Source organism: Donghicola sp. (assembly GCF_025210255.1).
In the GTDB taxonomy this organism is placed as follows: Bacteria; Pseudomonadota; Alphaproteobacteria; order Rhodobacterales; family Rhodobacteraceae; genus Donghicola; species Donghicola eburneus.
In genome coordinates, this window is sequence record NZ_JAOARZ010000024.1 from 86831 (window position 1) to 105341 (window position 18511).

Here is an 18511-nt window from a genome sequence, read left to right on the forward strand (position 1 = left end):
GCCCTGACCGATATTATGGACCCCGCCCGCGCTCAGGCGCTGGCGGTAAGTCTGGGGATGCCCAACATTGCGGACACCATGCCGCCCTTCTTTCACCAGATCTACTTCTGGGATCCGGTTGAGAACGCGGGGCTTGGGCGTGATGGGCATCCCAAAGTCGGACAGGGCATTATGCCTGACATGGGACTGCCCCGTCGGATGTGGGGGGGCGGGCGGCTCGAGTTCCACACGCCGGTACGTCTTGGGCAGATAGCCGAGAAAACATCAGCGGTAGACAAGACCACGCATAAAGAGGGGCGCTCTGGACCCTTAGGGTTTGTCACCCTCCGCCACGACATCCGCCAGAATAACGAGCTTTGTGTCACAGAGTATCAGGATATCGTCTACCTGAACGACCCTGCGCCGGACGCGCGTCCCGCGACACCGCCAATGGCGCGCTCTGACGGTGAGATCCTTCTTGAGCGCAGCTTTTCCAGCACCGATCTGTTTCGCTATTCAGCGCTTACCTTCAACGGTCACCGTATTCATTATGATCTGGACTACTGCCGAGAGGTTGAGGGCTACGACGGGCTTGTGGTTCACGGCCCGCTGTTGGCGCAAACGCTGATGCTGCTGGCCGAGCGCGCGCTTGGTCCCCTAACATCATTTGAGTTCCGCGCCACGGCCCCTGCCCTGCATGGTGAACATACCGCCTTTTGCCTTGGGACCGACGGCGCAATGTGGGTACGCGGACCAGACGGACGCCAATGCATGCAAGCCGTAGCCCGCATCTAGGCCAGCAAGAAGTTCAAAAGCTTGCCATTGCGGTCCAGCGCATCAATCACGTCGAAATGGTGCCGCCCATCCGCAATCTCGAGCCCACAGTCCCAAACCCGCGCGAGCTTGGCCGCTTGTTCGATAAACGCAGGGCGCTCTGCTCCGCCAACCCAGACAGTGACGGGCACATCCGGCTTGGCCAAGGCGACGGGGCTCTCTCGCAGAGCTTCATCCGCGTCTATCCGTAGGATCTCGCTCATTGAGGTATGCATCAGTGGCTCTAGGTCCGCCACGGGCGAAATCGGAACGACCCGCCGGATACGGTGCATGACGCTCGCAGGTAGCAAACCCGCTGCGGCGCGCGCCACCAGATGCCCGCCCGCACTATGTCCTGTCAGAACCAGCGGACCTTTTGACGTCTCGGCTATTTGGGTGATGACTGATGCAATCTCTGCCCCAATCTCGGCAATGCGCGCTTCGGGACATAGGGTGTAGCTTGGCATCACCACGGCCCACCCCCGTGCTACAGCGCCAGACGCCAGATGCGACCACGTGGATTTGTCGAAGGCCTTCCAATAGCCGCCGTGGACAAAAATCAGCGTGCCCTGCACCGGACCGTCGGGCAAAAACAGATCGTACTTCTGACGCGCGCCCGCGCCGTAGGGCCGATCCAGCCGCGACAAACCCGAATGTGAAATCCGAAACGCCTCTGCCTGCGCATTCCATCGCGCGGGAAAGGAACTTCCGTCCGGAATAAACGCTGTGTTCTCGTATGCACGATCCAAGTTCATACCTGACACTCCTGTTCGCTGGACAAGTGTAGCGAGGCCTGCTTCTGCTATGCCAGCGGAAAATGAAATACGAATGCCAACGGAGGCTCTTATGACCACATCGCCCCTCTCCGAAATTCTGGCGGATCCCAGCCTGATTGCCACCCAAGCCTACTTGGCCGGTGACTGGGTGGACGGCGCAGGCGGTCAATTCGAAGTGACCAACCCCGCGACTGGCGAGGTTCTAGCCATGGTCGCCGACGTCACCCGTGAACAGACCGCCGAAGCTGTCGAAAAAGGCCGCCTCGCGCAAAAGGAATGGGCCGCCCGCACCGCCAAGGACCGCTCGAACGTGATGCGCGCTTGGTTCAACCTGATCATGGAAAACCAAGAAGACCTCGCCAAGATCATGACCGCCGAGCAAGGCAAACCCTTGGCCGAGGCGCGTGGCGAGATCAGCTATGGTGCCAGCTTCATCGAGTTCTACGCCGAAGAGGCCAAGCGCATTCTGGGTGAGATCATCCCCGGCCACCAGCCGGACAAGCGCATCCACGTGCTCAAGCAACCCATTGGCGTCGTCGGCTCGATCACCCCTTGGAACTTCCCCACCGCGATGATCACGCGCAAATGTGGCCCCGCGATTGCGGCGGGGTGTTCGTTCGTGGCGCGCCCTGCATCGGAAACCCCTCTGTCGGCTTTGGCTCTGGCCGTGCTGGCCGAGCGTGCTGGCCTGCCCAAGGGCATTCTGTCGATCCTGCCCTCGTCCGACGCGGCCGGCATCGGTCAGGAATTCTGCGAGAACCCGAGCGTGCGCAAGCTGACCTTTACCGGCTCGACCGGCGTGGGCCGTATCCTACTGCGTCAGGCCGCCGATCAGGTCATGAAATGCAGCATGGAATTGGGGGGCAACGCGCCCTTTATCGTTTTTGACGACGCCGATCTGGACGCCGCGGTCGAGGGCGCCATCGCCTGCAAATTCCGCAACAACGGCCAAACCTGCGTCTGCGCTAACCGCATCTACGTACAGGACGGCGTGTACGACGCCTTTGCCGAGAAGCTACGTGCCAAGGTCGCCGAGATGAAGGTTGGCAATGGCCTCGAAGACGGCACCGATCTGGGCCCGCTGATCACCGAGAAAGCTGTGGAGAAGGTCGAAGACCACCTGCAGGACGCTGTATCCAAGGGCGCCACAGTGATCCTTGGCGGCAAACCCCATGAAAAGGGCGGCACCTTCTATGAGCCGACCATCGTGACCGGCGTGACCCAAGATATGAAGGTCTCCAAAGAGGAAACCTTTGGCCCCTTCGCCCCACTGTTCCGTTTCAGCGATGTGGATGACGTGATCGAAATGGCGAACGACACCATCTTTGGCCTCGCCGCGTATTTCTACGCCAAGGACCTGAGCCGCGTGCACAAGGTTTCTGAGGCACTGGAGTACGGCATCGTCGGCGTGAACACCGGCATCATCTCGACCGAGCAAGCGCCCTTTGGCGGCGTGAAGCAGTCGGGACTGGGCCGCGAGGGCAGCCACCACGGTATCGAGGAATATCTCGAGCTGAAATACGTCTGCCTGTCGGTCTAACCCAGCAGGCGCGGCACCTCTGCCGCCAGTAGATCAAAGACCAGCCGGATTTTTCGGCTGGTCTGCAGTTCTTTGTGCGCGACCAGCCAAACAGGATAGGAAATCGGGTCCAGCCCGCAATCGACCCGCGCCATGTCTCGCGTTGAGTCCCCGAGCCACACCGGAACGATCCCCACGCCGAGCCCTTGCTTGGCCATTTCCCAGTGCACCAGATGATCACTGGTTTGATAGGGGAAGTTCTGCGAGGTCACCCCCAGCCCCATCTTATTCAGTCCACCGATCAAGCGGTCGTTATGCTCCATCCCGATGAAGCTGGCGCGCTGCAGGTTGCCTTCGTCGCGCAGGTCCCCCAGCTTTTCCGCGTAATCCTCGGTCGAGAAGAGATAGCCATAATCCTCGGCGATTTTGCGGGCGATCAGGGTATCGCCCTCGGGCGGGGCATTACGCAGAGCGATGTCTGCCTCGCGCCGTTGCAGATCCGAGATATCGTTCTTGGCCACAATCTCGACCGTCAGATCAGGGGCTATCTGGCGGATCAGGGGCAGGATCGGCGGCAGCAGATAAGCCGCGTAAATCTCGCTGGCGGTGATGCGGATTGTGCCCTCAATGGACTGGGATTTGCCCGTGGCGGTCAAGGACAGGCTGCCCGCCGCCTCGGCCATCGCGCGGACATGGGCCAGCAGGCTATCGCCGGACTCTGTCAGCTCTAGCCCACGCCCGACACGGTCGAACAAGGCGATCCCAAGCTCGTCCTCGAGCGCGGCGACCTGACGGCCCAAAGTCGGCTGCGTCATCCCCAAAGCGCGGGCGGCAGCGGACAAAGAGCCCTCTTCTGCGGTGACCAGAAACGCCCTTGCGTGGTTCCAGTCAAATTTTACGCGGGTCCAATCCATGCGAATCTGTATATGTCCGGTCTGAATTTCGATAATTTTTTAATGGACCGATTCTAGTTAATTTCGACTAAAGATCACACCATTCAGGACATTCTCAGATGAAATCAGTTTCGTACAAATCGTACGGGGCGCCGGATGTATTGCGGTTAGAGCTGCGTCCGACCCCCAAACCCAAGGCCAAAGAGCTTCAAGTCCGCGTCCATGCCAGCGCTGTCACCACTGCCGACTGGCGCCTACGCGCGTCGGATTTCCCCGGTGGGCTGTGGATCGTTGGGCGTTTGATGTTCGGTCTGTTCCGGCCGCGCAATCCTATCCTCGGGATGACCTTTGCCGGCGAAGTCACCGAAGTCGGCGCAGGCGTGACCAAATTCAAAGTTGGCCAGCGGGTCTATGGATCGTCGGGCGGCGGAGCCCACGCCGAGTACCTGACAATTGCCGAAGACCGCGCCGTCGCCGAGATGCCGGAATCGCTGGAATACTCGGACGCGGCGGCCGTCCCGTTCGGGGGGCTCTGCGCATTGGAATTCCTGCGTGATGTGGCAGACCTGAAGCAGGGGCAGCGCATCCTGATCATCGGGGCAACGGGCGGCGTGGGAGCATATGCAATCCAGATCGCCAAGGCCAAAGGCGCCCATGTCACGGCCGTGTGCGGCGGCACCAGCGAAGAGTTGGCCCAGACTTTGGGGGCCGACGCGGTGGTGAACTACCACGACACCGATCCCCTGACTGGCAAAGACACCTACGACGTGGTTTTCGACTGTGTGGGCGCCAGTTCGTTTCCCAAGGCGCGCAAAGTTCTGAAGTCAACAGGGCTGTATATCCCCTTGAATTTTGGCATCAGGGAGGTGTGGCAACTGGCCATGCAGTCGAAAACAGGCGGCAAGCGGATGAAGCTGCACGTCAACGGTGACAAACCAGAGAACTTGCAAGAGCTCACCACGATGATGTCCGAGGGAACGCTCAAACCCGTGGTAGACAGGGTCTATGACCTGATCGACGTGTTCGAGGCGCACAGCCGCGTTCAGACTCGCCACGCCCGCGGCACTGTGGTGCTGTCGCTCGGATGAACAGCAAAGGGGCCCGGCGATGCGCCGAGCCCCCTATCATTCACCCTGAATCAGCGGTCACGCGTTGGCGTGGCCCTCGATCGACTGGCCGACGGGCTTGATCGATGCAATCTCAATCCGGCGCGGTTTCAACGCCTCGGGGATTTCCCGCTTCAGGTCGATGTGTAGCATCCCGTCGGTGTGGGTCGCGCCAACCACGCGGACATGATCCGCTAGGTGGAATCGACGCTCGAACGCGCGGGTCGCAATGCCGCGATGCAGGTAGGTGCGCGGGGTGTCCTCGTCGCCCTTGCGGGCCGAAACGACCAGCGCTTTTTCCTTAACCTCGACACTCAGATCTTCTGCGCCGAAGCCGGCAACAGCGATCGAGATGCGATAGGCATCGTCGGCAGTTTTTTCGATATTATATGGGGGGTAGGTCGGCTGCGGGGCATCGTTCGCCAGAACCCGATCCATCAGGTCCGCAATTTGGTCAAATCCGACAGTGGCCCGATACAGGGGGGCCAGATCAAAGTTACGCATGTCATCCTCCGTAAAGCGATAACTGTGTTGCTGTGCCTTCCGACATGGACAGGCAGGGGTGGGCGTGAACCCCATCATGGGCATTCACAAAACACAATTTGGGGAGGCCTGATCAGGCTTTCAAGAGGGTCAGGGGCGAATGAATTTCGCGCCTGTCCCGTTGGTGTGCGAGTTCTGTCCGACAATCACATGGCGCGGCCCCTTGGCCCCCATAGTGTTGCGGACGTTGTCCATCTCCAGCTCTGCCCGCAACTCGCGGTAGGCCAGCGACAGGTCCGATCCCAGCGCAACGGGTTCGCCGTTTACCTCGGCCTTGGCCGCGACCACAGACACGATTTTAGCGCCATAGGGAGTGATCTGGAAAATCGGCGCGCCAGAGGACCCAAAGTCGACTTGGCATGACAGGACGATCACACCATCCTGCACAGACAGGACATTGCAGATCTCTTGCAGCGACGGCGCCTCGGCGCGGTCATAGGCATAGGACACCACTCCGACTTCTGCGCCACGGTGGGGCAGAGGGCCGGTTGGGAATGGAGTCACCTGCGTGTTTCGGATCGGCTGCACCAACTCCAGCAAAGCCAGATCCAGACGCACACGCTCTGCCCCTTCGGAGCGGTCATAGCGATAGGACGGATGGGTCACGGCACGGCGGATGCCACGGTAGGCCAAGGCGCGTCCATTGCGCCAGCCTGCCAGAAATTCGATCTGGTCCAACTCGACCCGTTGGCCGGTTTCCTTGTCAAACAAGCAATGCGCTGCAGTGAGCACAAGATCGGGCGCAACCAAGGCACCGGTACAGAAGCCCTTGCCGCCAATATCCAGACGACCGACCCCCTCCCAGCCACGGCTGTCGACGCCCGTGTCTAGACGTCTGAGTTCAGATTCCTCTGCCGACGCAGCGGACATTCCCAAACACAGTGCGATTGCTGCCAGTATGAAGCGCAAACCGAACCTCCACTTACACTCATGCCTCGCAATAATCTCAGGATGAGGCAAAAGTAGGGCGGATTAAACCAAAATCGGGACTTCTCCGGGGCGCACCCCACCCATGGCACGTGGCATGGGTCCGCCGGTTGCCCAATCCAGAAGCTCGACACTGTGAACAATCGGCGTCTTTGTGCCGGAGCCAATCTGCATCATGCACCCGATATTGCCCGCCGCAATGACGTCGGGATTTTTGGCTTCAAGCGTCCGGACCTTTCTTTCCTTCAGCTTACCAGAGATTTCGGGCTGCATCAGATTGTACGTCCCTGCGCTGCCGCAGCACAAATGCGGGTCTGCAGGTTCAACGATTTGGAAACCAACCTTTTTCAGCAGATCCTTGGGCGCAGCCTTGATTTGTTGCCCATGCTGCAAAGAGCAAGCGGCGTGGTAGGCGACTGTTAAGCCCTTGTCTTCTCCAGCGGGGATATCCAGCTTGAGCAGGAGTTCGCTAACATCCATCGCCAAGGCGGAAATCTGCTCGGCGTCGGCGGAAAGTTCACTGTTTCTGAACATGTGCCAATAGTCTTTGACAGTGGTGCCACACCCGCTGGTATTGATCACAATTGCGTCCAGACCGCCTTGCTGAATCTCGCGCGTCCATGCGCGGATATTCGCCGCTGCCGCATCGTGACTGTCGTTTTCACGCCCCATGTGATGCGTGAGAGCGCCGCAGCAGCCTGCACCTTCGGCGATCACAACCTCACATCCGAAGCGTCTGAGCAAACGTATAGTTGCGTCATTGATGTCTGTGTTCAGCGCTTTCTGCGCGCAGCCGGTCATAAGTGCAACACGCATCCGCTTGGACGCAGCTGGTGCAAAGGTCTGCGGACGATCATTGGCACTGACGGGGGGGACTTGTTTCGGCGCCATCTCCAGCATCGCCTTCAGGCGCGGGTCTGGCACCAACCCCTTGAATGGGCGTCCCATCTTCGCCAGCCACAGCGCGAACCGGAATCGCGAAGGGTACGGCAGGATCTGCGCCAGCATCCAGCGCAGGGCGCGATCGTGCCACGGGCGTGTATAGTTCTTTTCGATGTACGCACGCGCATGGTCGACCAGATGCATGTAGTGCACGCCTGACGGACATGTGGTCATGCAAGCGAGACAACTCAGGCAGCGGTCTACGTGGCGCACGGTCTTTTCGTCCGGCACGCGGTTGTTTTCCAGCATATCTTTGATCAGATAGATGCGGCCACGGGGGCTATCCAGTTCGTCCCCCAGCACCTGATAGGTCGGGCAGGTTGCTGTACAAAACCCACAGTGGACGCAGGTCCGCAGGACCTCGTTTGCGCGCTTGGTGCCTGGGTCCTGAAGCTGTTCGTCGGTGAAAAAAGTCTGCATCAGTTGGCTCCCATCAGTCCAGGGTTGAAAATCCCCTTGGGATCAAATTTCGCGCGCAAACCCTCGGCCAATCGCGCATTGACGGGCGTCTCCGGATGAAAGCGCGCTTGCCCTGCCCCCCGCACCAGAGTCGCGTGACCAGCCACACCCAACCGCGATCTCACATCCGATCCCTCGGGCACCACAGCCCAGATCAAGCCGCCCCCCCAATCCATCTGAGCTTTGGTCGCGTTGATCGCCTTTAAAATCTCGGGCCCGTCAGACGGCTTCACTGAGATTCGCCATAGATCGCCCTTGGCCCCGACAAACCCCGTCAGATCGCGCACATAGCCCCAACCTGCGGTCACGCGGTCCACATTTGTTTCGACGCGCACATCTCCGAACCGGCCGAGCATCTCCTTCAGCTTGCCTGTACGGTAGTCCACTTGCGCACCAAAGCCCTCGACACGCACCATGGTCACTGGCGTGCCGTCCATTCCTTCGGGCAAATGCGCCGCGCCGGTCACGTCATAAGGCGACCCCAGCGCCGCCGACATCGCAGCAACGGCGTCATCAGGCGACAGGCCATCAATCAAAACGCAGCCCTGCGCTTCTGGCAAAGGCAGAACCTTCATCGACACTTCAGTCATGACACCCAATGTGCCGTGCGCGCCCGCCATCAGTTTGACCAGATCATAGCCGGTCACGTTCTTCATCACGCGACCACCATTTTTAACTGCGGTGCCAAGGCCATCCACATAGCGCACACCCAGGAGAAAATCGCGGCAGGCGCCCGCTTGGATACGGCGCGGCCCACTCACGTTCATCGCAACCACACCGCCAATCGTGGGCGCCCCATCGGTCCCGAGCACAGCGCGTAAATCCGCAGGCTCGAAAGCCAACCGCTGGCCTTCGGATGCAAGTGTCGCTTCAATCTCCCCAAGCGCCGTGCCCGCCTTCACCACCAGCGTCAGCGCGCCTGGTTCATATAGCGAGATGCCGTTCAGTCCAGACGACTCAATGACATCCGTGACCTGCGGCACGATCCCAGCAGTCCCGCCTCCGCGAATCCACAATGGCGCATCCCGCCCTGCAATCAGTTCGGCCAACTCGGCCTCTGTCTCAGGTCGCATATTCATCTTTGTCCAAATACTCTCGGGGGTGAATTGGGCCCTAGGCCCAAGAGGGGGCAGACAGCCCCCTTACCCAGCTTCTGTTTACTCGGCGGCGATTTTCACAGCGCGGCGCGCTTCGGACGACGCCAGCGGAAACACCTTGGCGGGGTTCAAGAGCCACGCCGGATCAAACACATCCTTCACAGCCATCTGTGCCTCCAGATCAACCAGATCGAACTGGTCCACCATAAGGTCCCGCTTCTCAATCCCGACACCGTGCTCACCTGTCAGACACCCACCGACTTCAACGCAGAGCCGCAGGATGTCCGCACCAAAGGCCTCGCATAGCTCCAACTGGCCGGGCTCATTTGCGTTGTACAGGATCAACGGATGCATATTGCCGTCCCCTGCGTGAAAGACGTTCGCCACACCCAATCCATAGTGTTTGGACAGCTCGCCAATGCGCCGCAGCACTTCGGGCAAGGCCGAAACGGGGATTGTCCCATCCAAGCACATATAGTCGTTGATCTGCCCCATCGCGCCAAAGGCAGACTTGCGCCCCAGCCAAATCCGATAGGCCTCGTCTGCATCCACTGCCTCTCGATAGTCCACGGGGTTGTGGGCGGCGGCGATCTCTTTGATCAGCCCCAACTGGTGCTGAATTTCCTCTGGGCTGCCCTCGACCTCGATAATCAGCAGCGCTTCACACATGGGGTATCCCGCCTTGGCGAAGGCCTCACAGGCTTCGATGCAAGGGCGGTCCATGAACTCGATCGCCACGGGCAACACGCCAGCCTTGATGATGTCCGACACACAGGCCCCCGCGCCCTCGTTCGTGCCAAATCCCATGAGCACTGGCAGCGCCCCTTCGGGTTTTGCCAGAATGCGCAGGGTCGCCTCGGTCACGACACCGAGCTGCCCTTCGGACCCACAGATTACCCCCAGCAAGTCCAAGCCCGCCGCGTCCAGATGCGCACCTCCGATCTCGGTTACGGTGCCGTCCATCAGCACCATGGTCACGCCCATCAGGTTGTTCGTGGTCACGCCGTACTTCAAGCAGTGCGCCCCACCCGAATTCATCGCGATGTTTCCCGCGATCGCACAGGCCAACTGCGAAGACGGGTCGGGCGCGTAGAAGAAACCATCTGCCTCCACCGCGCCTGTGACGCTCAGGTTCGTGCGTCCGGTTTGCACACGGATAAAGCGGTTGTCGTAGTCGGTCTCCAGCACCTCGTTCATGCGCGCCACGCCAAGGATCACCGAATCCGCCGTTGGCAACGCCCCACCCGCGAGCGAGGTTCCCGACCCGCGCGGCACCACAGGCACCCCCAGATCGTGGCAAATCCGCAGTACGTCAGAAACCTCTTGGGTCGAGGCAGGCAAAACCGCCGCCAAGGGCGGGCAGCGGTACGCCGTCAGCGCGTCGCATTCATAGGCGCGGGTCTCAGACTCTTCGTGGATGACCGCATCTTCTGGCAAAACCTCGGACAGTCGCCTGACCAATTCGGCTTTCTTTGCCAGAATGGTGGGGTTTGGTGCTGGCATTTCCATCGCGGGCTCCTCTTCGACATGGCGTGTCTGGTCAAAAAATATAACCAATTTTTCCATCTGGCAAGAACCAAGCGTCCAAACTAGAGTGCAGGCATGACTTGGCTTGACCGTATCACCCTGTTTCAAACCGCTGATTTCTGCGCTGTGGCTCTTATGATGCTCGCGTGGCTGCTGATTGGCTTGCGCATCGAAAACCCGGGGAAAAACCCGAGTGTGTCGGTACTTATGGCCCAATACCGGCGCGAATGGTTGAAACACATGGTGACGCGTCAGCCGCGAATCTTTGACGCAACGGTCCTTAGCGGGCTGCGTCAGGCGACCAGTTTCTTTGCGTCGGCCAGTATGATTGCCCTTGGCGGCGGTTTTGCGGCGATCGGTAACTCCGAGCAACTCCAAGGCGTGGCCGAGGATCTGACGCTGGACACTTCGCCCGCTGTGGTTTGGGAAATCAAGATTCTGTTCATCATGGTCTTTTTGACCAACGCGTTTCTGAAGTTCGTGTGGTCCAACCGGCTCTTTGGCTATTGCGCCGTTCTAATGGCCGCCGTGCCCAACGACCCGAATGACCCCGCAGCTTATGTTCGCGCGGACAAGTCAGCGTCTTTAAACATCAGCGCCGCGCGCGCGTTCAATCGCGGCCTACGGTCGGTCTACTTTGCACTTGGCGCCAGCGCGTGGTTGCTCGGCCCTTGGGCTTTGTTCGCGGCGACGATTTTTACGGTCAGTGTGCTATGGCGGCGCGAGTTTGCCTCGAAGTCGCGCCAAGTCCTGATGGACACGAGCGACGGAATGCCCCCGCCCACGGGCTTGTGACACCACTTGGTCGACACGCATGGTACGGTAACGCTCATGCGGATCAGTTCATTGCTTTACCCCTGCCTTATCGGCCTTCTTCTAGGCACGCCTGCCCACGCAGATGAGGGCGTCGTCGAAGCAACCAAGATTACCCGCAAGGGCATGGGCTGGCGTGTCGAAGTCACCGTACGCCACCCCGATTCAGGTTGGGACCACTACATCAATTACTGGATCGTCGAGACGCACGCAGGCGATGAAATTGCGCGCCGCAAACTGCTGCATCCCCATGTCAACGAACAGCCTTTTACGCGGTCACTGACAAGTTTGACCGTGCCAGACGGGGTTCACAAGGTCTACATCCGCCTACACTGCAAGCGCGACGGGCTCAGCAAGACTCGCTACATGGTCAAACTCAAAAAGTGAGGGCGCGTCAGCTGCGCCCCTCTCTGAGCCACGCTCCGATAATGAGCATCGATACCACAAGCAGCACAGCCCATGCGGGCAACAGCGGAACACGGCTGATGTCCCGTGCCTCAGTCGCATCGCGTGGGGTCAAACCGATCCATCCGCGTCCGATCGCGGGGCGGCCGGGCCGCACATCACGGATCGCGGGAACGCCGTCGGTCATGTTCCAGACACCGCCACCAGTCGAAGCCAGCAAAGGCCCAAGATCATCGCCGCTGGCGATGGTCTGCTCAAACTCGCGCGGCGCTGCGGGCCCCAAGCCAATGACAATCTCGTGGTCCCCCTCGGCCAGACGATACAGGCCCATGTCATCGCCCGCAAACAGTGCTTCGTAACGACCGGGCGAGACCTCTTCCAAGGTTACTTCGGACTCGGTTCCGTCAGGCGCAGTGATCGTCACAGCCCCAACGTCCCCATCCAACGAACGGCGAATGATCCGGATTTGCTGTCCCACAGCTTCGGCGGTCAGCGATTCCTCTTCCAACTCGGGCTCGCCCATCATCCAGTGCGCCAAGCGGCGCAGTAGTTCGAGCTGTGGGCCGCCACCTTCGAAACCGCGCCCCCAGAGCCACGCCTGATCCGACGCCAGAAGCGCGACGCGCCCCTCCCCCACGCGGTTCAGCAACAAAAGAGGCAGATCGTCGATGCCAGTCATGACGACGTCTGACTCTTTGGGGTCCACCTCAATCTGACGCAGCCAACGGCCCCAGTTCGGATCCCCTTCGATTGGTGCTAGGCCTTCGGTCACGGGATGACGCTGGCCCTGCTCGGTCACGCGGGGCAAATAGGCTTCTTCAACCACACGGGCGGTTGGTTCACCGGGCAACACTTCGCCCAAGGGCGAGCGATACAGGCTGTCCACGTTCGCATAGTCCGGTCCAGCCGAGACCAGCACAGCCCCGCCGTTCTCAATATAGTTCCGCACGTTATCCAAGTAGAGCGCGGGCAGGATGCCCCGCCGCTTGTAGCGGTCGAAAATAATCAGGTCGAAGTCGTCAATCTTGTCCAGGAATAGCTCTCGCGTCGGAAACGCGATCAGGGACAATTCGGTGACGGGCACGCCGTCTTGTTTTTCCGGCGGGCGCAGAATGGTGAAATGCACTAGATCGACCGAGCTGTCGGATTTCAGCAGGTTTCGCCACGTCCGCTCGCCCGCGTGGGGCACACCAGAGACCAGAAGAACCGACAAACGGTCGCGCACGCCATTCATCTGAACCAAAGCGCTGTTGTTGCGATCCGTTAGCTCGCCCTCCACAGCCGTGACCTTAAACTCAATCACGTTGCGCCCCGCGTGGGGCAATGTCAGCGGCAGTTCCATATCCTGCCCGACCGGGACGCGGACCGTCCGCGCTGGCGCGCCATCGACCGACACCGATAGCTCAGCCGGACCCAGACCTGTGGGCACAGCGCCTTGATCTTCGACCCGTAGGGTCAGCGTAATCTCTTCGTCAAGTATGGCAAAGGCGGGGGCGTTACTTACGATCAGCCTGCGATCCCAATCCGTCTCTTCGCCCGACAGCAAGAGTTGCAGGGGCGCGGGCAGATCGGGCGCGGCGGGCAGATCATGTAGGCGGCCGTCCGAAAGCAAGATTGCGCCAGCGATGCGGGCCTTGGGCTCTTCGGCAATCGCCTCGGTCAGGGCGGTCATCAACTGTGTACCCGCATTGTCCGCACCATCGCCAACGGTGATCCGGCGCACCTCGGTGTTGGGACGTTCTGCTAGGCGTTGGGCCAAAGCTTCGGCCGCTTCGGCAGTCTGGACGGCGCGGTCCGAAAGACGTTGGCTCGCGCTGCGATCTTCAACCAGCAGAACGATGTCACTAAGGGGGGCACTGGCCTCTTCTTGCAACGCAGGTCCAGCGAGCGCCAACGCGATCACTGCAACAGCAAGGCCACGCAACGCCCACCCCGACAAGCGCCGGAAAAAAGCCAAAGCTGTAATCGCGATTGCCAGCGCAGCAACCCCATAGACGATCCACAGCGGCACCAAGGGCGCAAAAGCAATTTCGTAACTCATTGGCCCAACCTATCCAGCAGTGCAGGCACGTGCACCTGATCCGATTTGTAGTTGCCCGTGAGCACGTGCATCACAAGATTCACACCAAACCGTAGCGCCATTTCGCGCTGGCGTTCGCCGGTATACCCGCGACCGACCGTACGCATCGCGTAGCCTGAATCGTCAATTGCCCATGCGCTGGCCCAGTCATTGCCGCCAACGATGACGGGCGTGACCCCATCATTCAAATCCCGAAACGGCATGCCCTCAATCTGAATGGCGTCTTCGGGTGCGGCTTCGACCCAGACGTCACGACTATTATAGCGGCCCGGAAAATCCTGAAGCAGGTAAAACGCGCGAGTTAGAACATGGTCCTGTGGGATGCGCTCTAGCGGGGGAATGTCCAGCGGCGCAGCCAGTTCGCGGAGTTTGGCGCCCTCGGGCGAGTTCGCACCAAGGCGGGCGGTGTCTGCATCGCGGGTGTCGAACAGGATCATTCCGCCGCCCCGAAGATATTCGTTCAGTCGTGCATACGCCGCATCAGACGGGCGGGTTTGATCCGGTGTGATCGGCCAGTAGAGCAGCGGATAAAACGACAGCTCATCCTCTTCCAAATCAACAGAACGCGGGTCGCTCGGTTCCACCGACGTGCGCTCAAAAAGCGTTCGCGCGAGCCCGCGCATTGCCGCCAGAGACAACGTATCCAAGCTCTGATTTCCGGTCAGAACATTGGCAAAAGTCACCTCGCCTGCTGCCAAAATTTCCTCTTCCGCCACGGGTGGCAAGTCCTCTTGGGCGCGAGAGACGTCTGGCTGAAACGCCAAAGAACAGGCAGCAATGGCTGCAATTGCCCCCCCGCGCAAACGACCACCAACAATCAACGACGCGATCAGATCTGCCGCCAAGAGCAGCGCGGCAAGTGTCAGGAACACACCACCCAACGGCTGTGCATCGGGCGCAACCAAGGGCTGAACGGATACAGAGGCGGGCCAGACGGCAGGTGTCAAAACGCTGTCCTCTTCGATCAAGTTGCGGGACAAGCGGCGGTCCTCGGATTCATACAGACCGGGGCGCAGATCGGGGCCCAGCGGTCGGTCAAACAGGTCCTCTCCTGCCACACCGGGCAGCGCGTCGCCGCTGGTCAAGCGGCCGAACCCATCCAGCACCTGCATCGGTTGCCACGTGGTGCCCGCCAATTGCGCGGCCTCGGGGCGGCTGGTGTGGGACGAGATCGACAACCGCTCGAGCATCTGCACAAACAGACCGGACAGGGGCAACGTGCTCCATTCCGCGTTGGCGGTCACGTGGAACAAAACGATCTGCCCTGCCCCGTGCGCCTTGCGCGTGACCAGAGGCGTGCCGTCGCTCAGACTGGCAATGACGCGATCCGTCAGAGTGGGATCAGGCTGCGCGACCACCTGAGAGGTCACATCCACATCATCTGGCAACGGAAGTCCGGCAAAAGGGCTGTCCTCGGGAAACGGCGCCAGTGTCTTGGGGTCGCCCCAACTCATCGCTCCACCCACGCTGCGACCCCCGGCACGCAGCCGCACGGGTAGCAACGGGTCTTCGCTATCGCGGGACACGTCGCTGGCCGCGAGGCGCGGACCGGCAAAACGCACGAGTTGTCCGCCCCGATCAATCCACTCCAGCAACTCCGCCTCTTCTTGCGGCGCCAGACGCGCGACATCAGCAAGGATGATCGTATCAGGGTTCGCCAGAAGAATATCCTCGAGCCCACCGTCCAGCAGGTCAGCCGTTGGCTCCAGCGCTTGACGCAGATAGTGCAGCGGAGACAACAGATCCAAAGCCTCGCGGTCGCGGCCACCGTCGATCAAGGCCACTTCGCGGCGTTGCAGTCGATCGTCCGTCAGGGTCACAGCGCCCGCACTGCGCACACCGTCTAGCGAAAAGCGGCTCACGCGGGCCCGAATCTCCGAAGGCAGTTCAATGGTCGTGCTGGCCTCTGCCTCGCCTGCTTCAAAGGTGATCGCCCCGGTTCCAAGAATGCGCTCGACTCCGGACGGATCAGGACCAAGCGCGGAAATGGTAAACTCTTGAGCGGGGCCCGAGGTCAAGCGCATCGCGGACAAAGTCAGTTCCGCGCCGTCTGCGACGGGCGGCATCAGGACAGTGGGCGTGGTCGCAGTATCAAAGACAGTCAGGTTGCCGCGCTCGGATAGCGCAGCGACCAATTCCTCTCGTCCATTGTGATCCAGCCCGTCGCTGAGCCACCAAGTATCGAAATCACCCTCCGGCAGCGTCACGTCAAATCGCGGCTCCCAGGGCGCGGGAGCCAGACCGGGCAAGCCCTCGATCACGGCGTCGGCATCAGCGAAGGTCACGGGTGCAGGCGCTGTTAACGGCAAAATGGCGACGGGGCGACCATTGCGGCCAGCTTCGGCCAGCATCGGCTCCAGCCGTGCAACCCGTGCACGCCAATCGGTTGCGCTGGCCCAACTTGCATCTAGCACAACCATAATTGGCCCGCGCCCGCTCTGCCGCGCATCAGGGTTCAGGACAGGACCCGCCAAACCGATGATCACCGCAGCAACCGCAAGCATCCGCAACAGAAGCAGCCACCAAGGCGTCTTGTCGCTCTGATGTTCGTCATCTTGCAGTCCGAGCAAAAGGGAAACCGCAGGGAATTTACGGCGAATGGGCGCGGGCGGCACCGCGCGCAGCAAAAACCAGAGAACAGGCAGAGCAATTAGCCCCACCAGCAACCAAGGCGCCGAAAATCCAAGGACTCCGAAAACGGTCATTTAGCGCGCTCCTTGTACGGCCTGATACACCCAGAGCAGCGCCGATTGTGCATTTTCAGAGGTGTGATGGTGTCCCAGCATCCACCCGGTGCTCAGGGCGAGGTCAGCCAGTTCCGCTTTCCGCTCGGCCAAGCGCGCCAGATACCGCTCGCGCAGCGTGTCGGCGCGCAGGGTTTCGTGACGGACGCCGCCAGTGATGCTCTCGAAAATGGTGCGGCCGCGGAAGTGGAACTCTTCTTCGGCAGGGTCTAGCACCTGCAACAAGGCCCCGCGAATACCGCGACCGGCAGCGCGGGTCAGGACGCGTTTCAGCGGCTCTAGATCCCCTAGAAAATCCGATACAATCAGGGCACGGCTGTTCGGCACCATGGGTGACAGGTCTGGCACACCGTAATCGTCTGGCCTGTTTTCGGTCAGAGCCACAGCGATCCGTTCCAGCTGCCCCGTCCCACGGCGCGGCGGCAAAACTGCACCCAAGGCGACACGTTCTCCGCCCCGCACCAGCAGCACAGCCGTCGCCATGCCGATCACGCGGGCGCGTTCGGCTTTGGTCGGTTGCCCTTCGCTGCTGGCGAAATTCATAGAACTGGCCTGATCCACCCAAAGCAACGCGCTCTGCGCAATCTGCCATTCGCGCTGCTTGATATACTGTTCGTCCCCACGTGCGGACCGCCGCCAATCAATCAAGCGTGCATCGTCGCCGGTTTGTAGTTGCCGATACTGCCAGAATGCCTCGCCCGCGCCAGACCGTTTCCGCCCATGATCCCCTAGCTGCACGTTTGCGGCCAAGCGTTCAGCGCTGGCAAGCAGAGGGGGATACGCAGCGGCCAAAGCCTCTGCGCGGCTGCGCAAGTGGGGGGCTTGGGTCACGCGGCGGCCTCGTGTCCGGTTATCTGCGCCACCCCTTTGGCAATGACGTCTTCGATCCGCTGGCCACGGGCACGGGCGGCGAAAGTCAGCTGCATACGATGACGTAGAACGGGGTCGGCCATGCTGGCGACATCTTCGGCGCTGGGGGCCAAGCGCCCATTCAGCATCGCCTCGGCGCGAACCGCCAGCATCAGGGCCTGTGCCGCACGGGGACCTGGCCCCCACGAGACGTCCTGAATAACTTCGGACAGCGCGGTCGGGTCCTCGGGGCGGAAGGCACGGACCAGATCAAGGATCATCTCGACGACGCTGTCACCCACAGGCATCCGGCGCAGAAGCTGCTGCGCGCCAATCAATTCTTCAGCGGTAAAGACCTGACGCGATGCCTCTTCGCTGGCACCGGTGGTAGCCAGCAAGATGGCCTTCTCGGTGTCGCGGTCCGGGTACTGCACATTGATCTGCACAAGGAAACGGTCGAGCTGCGCTTCGGGCAGCGGGTATGTGCCCTCTTGGTCGATCGGGTTTTGGGTTGCCAAAACGTGGAACGGCGCGGGCAAGGGACGGGTTTCCCCGCCGATCGACACTTCACGCTCTTGCATCGCTTGCAGCAGCGCTGACTGGGTGCGTGGGCTGGCGCGGTTGATCTCGTCCGCCATCAACAGCTGACAGAAAATTGGCCCCTCGAGAAAACGAAAAGCGCGGCGCCCGTCGGGGTCTGCTTCCAGCACCTCGGAGCCCAGAATATCGGCAGGCATCAGGTCGGGCGTAAATTGCACGCGTTTCCCGTTCAGACCCATCACCGTGGACAAAGTCTCGACCAGTCGCGTCTTGCCCAAACCGGGCAAACCAATCAGCAAACCGTGACCGCCACAAAGCAGCGAGGTCAGGGTCAGGTCAACAACGCGTGTCTGACCAATGAACCGTTTGGTGATAGACTCTCGGGCCAGAGCCAGTTTTTCCTCGAAGGTTTCGATTTCGGACACCAGATCGGCGGTTTCGGTCATGGTGTGGCTCCTGCTCTGGGGAATGCTATATGGATTAAGGGTATCTCAGGAAT

General features: G+C 60.7%; 16 protein-coding genes. 5 read left to right on the forward strand and 11 right to left on the reverse strand.

Annotated features, from left to right (window positions below):
• Positions 1 to 15 precede the first annotated feature (15 nt).
• Complete coding sequence (locus tag N4A58_RS11270) at positions 16 to 774, forward strand: MaoC family dehydratase N-terminal domain-containing protein (RefSeq protein ID WP_293709804.1); 759 nt, start codon at positions 16 to 18, stop codon at positions 772 to 774.
• On the opposite strand, the gene N4A58_RS11275 is transcribed toward N4A58_RS11270, so the two are convergent.
• On the reverse strand, positions 771 to 1547 hold the full coding sequence (locus N4A58_RS11275) for an alpha/beta hydrolase (RefSeq protein ID WP_293709666.1): 777 nt from the start codon (positions 1545 to 1547) through the stop codon (positions 771 to 773). The two genes, N4A58_RS11270 and N4A58_RS11275, sit on opposite strands and share 4 nt — an antisense overlap.
• A gap of 91 nt (positions 1548 to 1638) precedes the next feature.
• On the opposite strand from N4A58_RS11275, the gene N4A58_RS11280 reads away from it, so the two are divergent.
• On the forward strand, positions 1639 to 3108 hold the full coding sequence (locus N4A58_RS11280; protein WP_293709668.1) for an NAD-dependent succinate-semialdehyde dehydrogenase: 1470 nt from the start codon (positions 1639 to 1641) through the stop codon (positions 3106 to 3108).
• Here the strand turns inward: N4A58_RS11280 and N4A58_RS11285 are convergent.
• Positions 3105 to 4001 (reverse strand): LysR family transcriptional regulator, encoded by an 897-nt coding sequence (locus N4A58_RS11285; RefSeq protein WP_293709670.1) that lies wholly within the window; start codon positions 3999 to 4001, stop codon positions 3105 to 3107. The two genes, N4A58_RS11280 and N4A58_RS11285, sit on opposite strands and share 4 nt — an antisense overlap.
• A gap of 98 nt (positions 4002 to 4099) precedes the next feature.
• Here N4A58_RS11285 and N4A58_RS11290 point away from each other — a divergent pair, with 98 nt between their 5' ends.
• Positions 4100 to 5068 (forward strand): NAD(P)-dependent alcohol dehydrogenase, encoded by a 969-nt coding sequence (locus N4A58_RS11290; protein WP_293709672.1) that lies wholly within the window; start codon positions 4100 to 4102, stop codon positions 5066 to 5068.
• A gap of 57 nt (positions 5069 to 5125) precedes the next feature.
• Here N4A58_RS11290 and N4A58_RS11295 read toward each other — a convergent pair whose 3' ends face one another.
• The 5 genes from N4A58_RS11295 to N4A58_RS11315 all read right to left on the reverse strand — a co-directional run bounded on the left by N4A58_RS11295 (position 5126) and on the right by N4A58_RS11315 (position 10563).
• On the reverse strand, positions 5126 to 5590 hold the full coding sequence (locus tag N4A58_RS11295; protein ID WP_293709674.1) for an Hsp20 family protein: 465 nt from the start codon (positions 5588 to 5590) through the stop codon (positions 5126 to 5128).
• Positions 5591 to 5719: 129 nt separating this feature from the next.
• Positions 5720 to 6499, reverse strand: a complete 780-nt coding sequence (locus N4A58_RS11300) for a trypsin-like peptidase domain-containing protein (RefSeq protein WP_083595603.1) — start codon at positions 6497 to 6499, stop codon at positions 5720 to 5722.
• A 102-nt stretch (positions 6500 to 6601) separates the two neighbouring features.
• The gene (gene glcF / locus N4A58_RS11305; protein ID WP_293709676.1) at positions 6602 to 7918 is read right to left on the reverse strand and encodes a glycolate oxidase subunit GlcF; all 1317 of its coding nucleotides are present in this window, start codon (positions 7916 to 7918) and stop codon (positions 6602 to 6604) included.
• Positions 7918 to 9030, reverse strand: coding sequence for an FAD-binding protein (locus N4A58_RS11310; RefSeq protein WP_293709678.1), 1113 nt, complete (start codon positions 9028 to 9030; stop codon positions 7918 to 7920). Before N4A58_RS11310 ends, glcF begins: the two co-directional genes overlap by 1 nt.
• A gap of 84 nt (positions 9031 to 9114) precedes the next feature.
• Complete coding sequence (locus tag N4A58_RS11315) at positions 9115 to 10563, reverse strand: FAD-linked oxidase C-terminal domain-containing protein (protein WP_293709680.1); 1449 nt, start codon at positions 10561 to 10563, stop codon at positions 9115 to 9117.
• 93 nt (positions 10564 to 10656) lie between these two features.
• On the opposite strand from N4A58_RS11315, the gene N4A58_RS11320 reads away from it, so the two are divergent.
• On the forward strand, positions 10657 to 11376 hold the full coding sequence (locus N4A58_RS11320) for a DUF599 domain-containing protein (protein ID WP_293709682.1): 720 nt from the start codon (positions 10657 to 10659) through the stop codon (positions 11374 to 11376).
• A 36-nt stretch (positions 11377 to 11412) separates the two neighbouring features.
• Positions 11413 to 11781 carry a hypothetical protein gene (locus tag N4A58_RS11325; protein WP_293709684.1) on the forward strand — a complete coding sequence of 123 codons (369 nt, stop codon included), beginning with the start codon at positions 11413 to 11415 and terminating at the stop codon, positions 11779 to 11781.
• 7 nt (positions 11782 to 11788) lie between these two features.
• Here the strand turns inward: N4A58_RS11325 and N4A58_RS11330 are convergent, their stop codons facing one another.
• From N4A58_RS11330 to N4A58_RS11345, 4 genes are read right to left on the reverse strand one after another with little or no spacing between them, the layout of a single operon-like run.
• Positions 11789 to 13840: a hypothetical protein gene (locus N4A58_RS11330; protein ID WP_293709686.1), complete on the reverse strand. Its 2052-nt coding sequence runs from the start codon at positions 13838 to 13840 to the stop codon at positions 11789 to 11791.
• Entirely contained in the window at positions 13837 to 16584 is a 2748-nt protein-coding gene (locus N4A58_RS11335; protein ID WP_293709688.1) for a DUF4159 domain-containing protein, read from the reverse strand. Before N4A58_RS11335 ends, N4A58_RS11330 begins: the two co-directional genes overlap by 4 nt.
• Positions 16585 to 17454 (reverse strand): DUF58 domain-containing protein, encoded by an 870-nt coding sequence (locus N4A58_RS11340; RefSeq protein WP_293709690.1) that lies wholly within the window; start codon positions 17452 to 17454, stop codon positions 16585 to 16587.
• Positions 17451 to 18458, reverse strand: coding sequence for a MoxR family ATPase (locus N4A58_RS11345; RefSeq protein WP_293709692.1), 1008 nt, complete (start codon positions 18456 to 18458; stop codon positions 17451 to 17453). Before N4A58_RS11345 ends, N4A58_RS11340 begins: the two co-directional genes overlap by 4 nt.
• Positions 18459 to 18511 lie beyond the last annotated feature (53 nt).